A 3,150-nucleotide genomic window follows, 5' to 3' on the forward strand; every position below is an offset into this window, starting at 1 on the left:
AATCAGGTAGCCGATGAAGCCGGTGGTGATGACGACCGGACCCGGCGTGATCATCGCGACGGCCACCGCGTCGACAAATTGACGGTCGTTGAGCCAGTGATGTTCGGTCACCACCCCGCCGTAGAGAAAAGGCACGATCGCCAGACCGCTGCCGAAGACGAAGCTGCCGGCGTAGGCGAAGAACGCGCCGATCTGCCCCAGCAGGTGCCAGTCGGTCGTACCGGCGAACAGCAGGCCGGCCAGCGGCGCCGACGCCGCGATGCCGTTCAAGCGGCCCCCGAACCAGCCCTTGGGCCGTGCCCGCAGGAACCAGACGAGAAGGCCCGCGCCGAGGAACAGGAAGACGCTCTCTGACTGTGTGGCCACCGTGAGAACGGCGCTGACCAGGTAGATCGCCCACAAGAGCTTGTCGCGGCCGATGCTCTTGGTGGTGAGCTTGTAGGCGCTCATCGCAATGATGCCGATCACGCAGGCGCCGACGCCGTAGAACACCGCCTGCATCCACGGGATACCGCCATAGGTCACATAGGCTGCACCGATGCCGACCACCATCAGGAACGACGGCAGCACGAAAGCGATGCCTGCCAGCGTGGCACCCACCAGGCGGTAGTGGACATAGCCGAGGTAGATGGCCAACTGCGCGGCCAACGGACCGGGCATCAGCTGCGCGAGCGTCATGCCCTCCTTGTAGTCGGCCTCCGAAATCCAGCGGCGCTGCTCGACCAGATCGCGGTACATGTAGCCGACCAGCGCCACGGGCCCACCGAACCCCCAAGTGCCCAGCGCGAGCATGTAGCGCACGAGTTGCCACGGCGAATAGCTCTGCAATGCAGAGTCTGTCATTTGGCGCTTCCCTTGTTCTTTGCGCGTTGGAAATGGGTGTAGAGCGAATCGAGCACGCTGCTGATCTCGGCGAGCAGCGCGTCGTCGTCGGGCAGGCGCTCACGGGCGCCGGCCAGCATGGCTTCAAAGCCACTCGCCTCGGGCACAGGCTCACCGCCAACATCGAGCGCATGCACCATGGCACCCATGCGGATCAGTGCCGGGTCTTCGTCGAGCCCGAAGCTGGCCAACAGGGTTTCGAACGTGACGCGCTCGCCGACGTGCGTGAAGGTCGCGCCATCGAAGTCGAAGCCGAGCGCCTTGCGCGGACAGTCCGACGGTTTGGCCAGCCACTGGAAGCGCGCCTCGGGGTCGATGAAGCGGTGGATCAGCCAGGCGCTGGCGGCGCGGTCGACCCAGAGCTTGCGGCGCGTGGCCCACAAGCGGCCCTGGTACTCGCTTGCGTCGAGCCGAGGGATCTGCCCTTCGGTGTCTTGCGGCTCGTCGGGCGACAGCACACGATCCAGTCGTTTGCTGAAGTCGGTCCACGCGGCCTGCGCCTCGGCGCTGGCATCACCGGGGAAGAAGTCGATCGCACGCAGCGCGTCGTAGTCGCGGCGAAGCTTTCTTTGCAGGCGAGTCAGTTCGGCAGCACCGAGGCTGGAAAGATCCGAAGCGGATTCTTTCCATCCCTTCACCAGCGCGGCGTAGTCCTCGCTGCGGTCAAACAATGGCTCGTACGAGTCCGCGTCGGCGGCGGTTGCCGGCACCACGGACATCACCCAGGCGCTGCCAGTCTCCCGAACGCATTCGTCGGCAAGTTCCTGTAATGACGATTGATGCTCTGAACTGGCGGGGAGAAGGTAGGCGCCGTCGCGCAGCGCGGCACACCCCAAAGACTTGAGCGCTCGCCAGATACGCATCCGCGCGGTTGCGCTCTGGGTAGGTAGCGAGAGCACGATCAGGAGCCAAGATGAGCCGGACCGATAAGTCATGTATTTCATCCTACAGATTGGTAGAGACAAAGACAAACTTCATTTCGGTCTTTGCGCGCCGCGTCACAGCAGCGCGCCTATCGCCCGGGCACGATCGAGGTTGAAGGCGTAGCTCTTCAAGCGGTGGGTACACGTGTACCCATCTCGACGTTGAATGACGGCGCTTGCCACGCAACAATGCGGCAGCGACTTCTGGCTTTGGGACTGCGGATATGTCAGGTGCTATCGATAGCGACTATCAAAATATATCTACATAAAATCAACTACTTGCATAGCTTATGAAACTCGCCACGTGGAACGTCAACTCGCTCGCCGTGCGGCTGCCGCAGCTGCTGGACTGGCTCACCGCGAACCCGGTCGACGTGATCGCACTGCAGGAAACCAAGCTGCCGGACGAGAAGTTTCCGCAGGCCGAGATCGAGGCGGCGGGCTACCAGGTGCAGTGGTTCGGGCAGAAGACGTACAACGGTGTCGCGCTGCTGTCCAAGCGGCCGGCCAGTGACGTGGTGCGCAACATTCCCGGTTTCGACGACGCACAAAAGCGCGTCATTGCCGGCACGCTGGCGCTGGCGGACGGCACTACGCTGCGCGTCATCGGCGCCTACTTTCCCAACGGCCAGGCGCCGGGCAGCGAGAAGTTCGACTACAAGATGCAGTGGCTGCGCGCGCTGCGCGAATGGCTGCGCGACGAACTCGCTGCGCATCCGCGCCTGGTGCTGATGGGCGACTACAACATTGCGCCCGATGACCGCGACGTACACGACCCGGTCGCCTGGGCCGGGCAGATTCTCTGCACCGACGAGGAGCGGGCGCACTTCCAGGCGCTTGGCGGGCTGGGCCTGCACGACGCTTTCAGGTTGTTCGAGCAGCCGCCCAAATGCTGGAGCTGGTGGGACTACCGCATGCTCGCGTTTCGCAAGAACCAGGGCCTGCGCATCGACCACATTTTGGTGAGCGATGCGCTCAAGGCCGACGTGAGCGCCTGCGTGATCGACAAGCTGCCGCGCAAGAACGAGCGGCCCAGCGACCACGCGCCAGTGATCGCGACGCTAGCGCTGGACTGACTTCGGTCGGCCGACGGCCGCTGAACAAATGCCAGCCCGGGGACGACGCAATGCTCCGCGGCAGCGCTGGAAAGCCCGAGCGCCCGTGGCTTGACTCGGCACGGCCTCGCCGACACCACTGTTGCGGAACTCCCGGCTGTTCTGGCTCAGTCGTCCAGCCCCAACTCCTGGATCTTGCGCGTGATGGTGTTGCGGCCGATGCCGAGCTTGTGCGCGGCTTCGATGCGGCGTCCGCGGGTGACGTCGAGCGCGGTGTGGATCAGCTGGGC

At 64.3% G+C, this 3,150-nt stretch carries 4 protein-coding genes; 1 reads left to right on the plus strand and 3 read right to left on the minus strand.

The genetic code is table 11. The features are described from left to right. Both chrA and RMO12_RS05075 read right to left on the minus strand, forming a co-directional pair. Positions 1-843, minus strand: an 843-nt coding sequence (gene chrA, locus RMO12_RS05070; RefSeq protein ID WP_309638446.1) for a chromate efflux transporter, incomplete at its 3' end; no start/stop codon positions are given. Continuing rightward, positions 840-1,817, minus strand: coding sequence for a chromate resistance protein ChrB domain-containing protein (locus tag RMO12_RS05075; RefSeq protein ID WP_309638447.1), 978 nt, complete (start codon positions 1,815-1,817; stop codon positions 840-842). The genes chrA and RMO12_RS05075, both read right to left, overlap by 4 nt. Positions 1,818-2,095: 278 nt before the next feature. Here RMO12_RS05075 and xth point away from each other — a divergent pair, with 278 nt between their 5' ends. Beyond that, positions 2,096-2,881: an exodeoxyribonuclease III gene (gene xth, locus RMO12_RS05080; protein WP_309638448.1), complete on the plus strand. Its 786-nt coding sequence runs from the start codon at positions 2,096-2,098 to the stop codon at positions 2,879-2,881. Positions 2,882-3,027: 146 nt separating this feature from the next. On the opposite strand, the gene RMO12_RS05085 is transcribed toward xth, so the two are convergent. After that, positions 3,028-3,150 (minus strand): helix-turn-helix domain-containing protein (locus tag RMO12_RS05085; RefSeq protein ID WP_309638442.1); only part of this gene is annotated, 123 nt, incomplete at its 5' end.

It is taken from the genome of Methylibium sp., assembly GCF_031393925.1.
GTDB lineage: Bacteria > Pseudomonadota > Gammaproteobacteria > Burkholderiales > Burkholderiaceae_C > Methylibium.

Bases quoted from the DNA above. Each gene is read 5' to 3' on its own strand.
- RMO12_RS05075 (WP_309638447.1), bottom strand. From the start codon at position 1,817: ATGACTTATCGGTCCGGCTCATCTTGGCTCCTGATCGTGCTCTCGCTA.
- xth (WP_309638448.1), top strand. From the start codon at position 2,096: ATGAAACTCGCCACGTGGAACGTCAACTCGCTCGCCGTGCGGCTGCCG.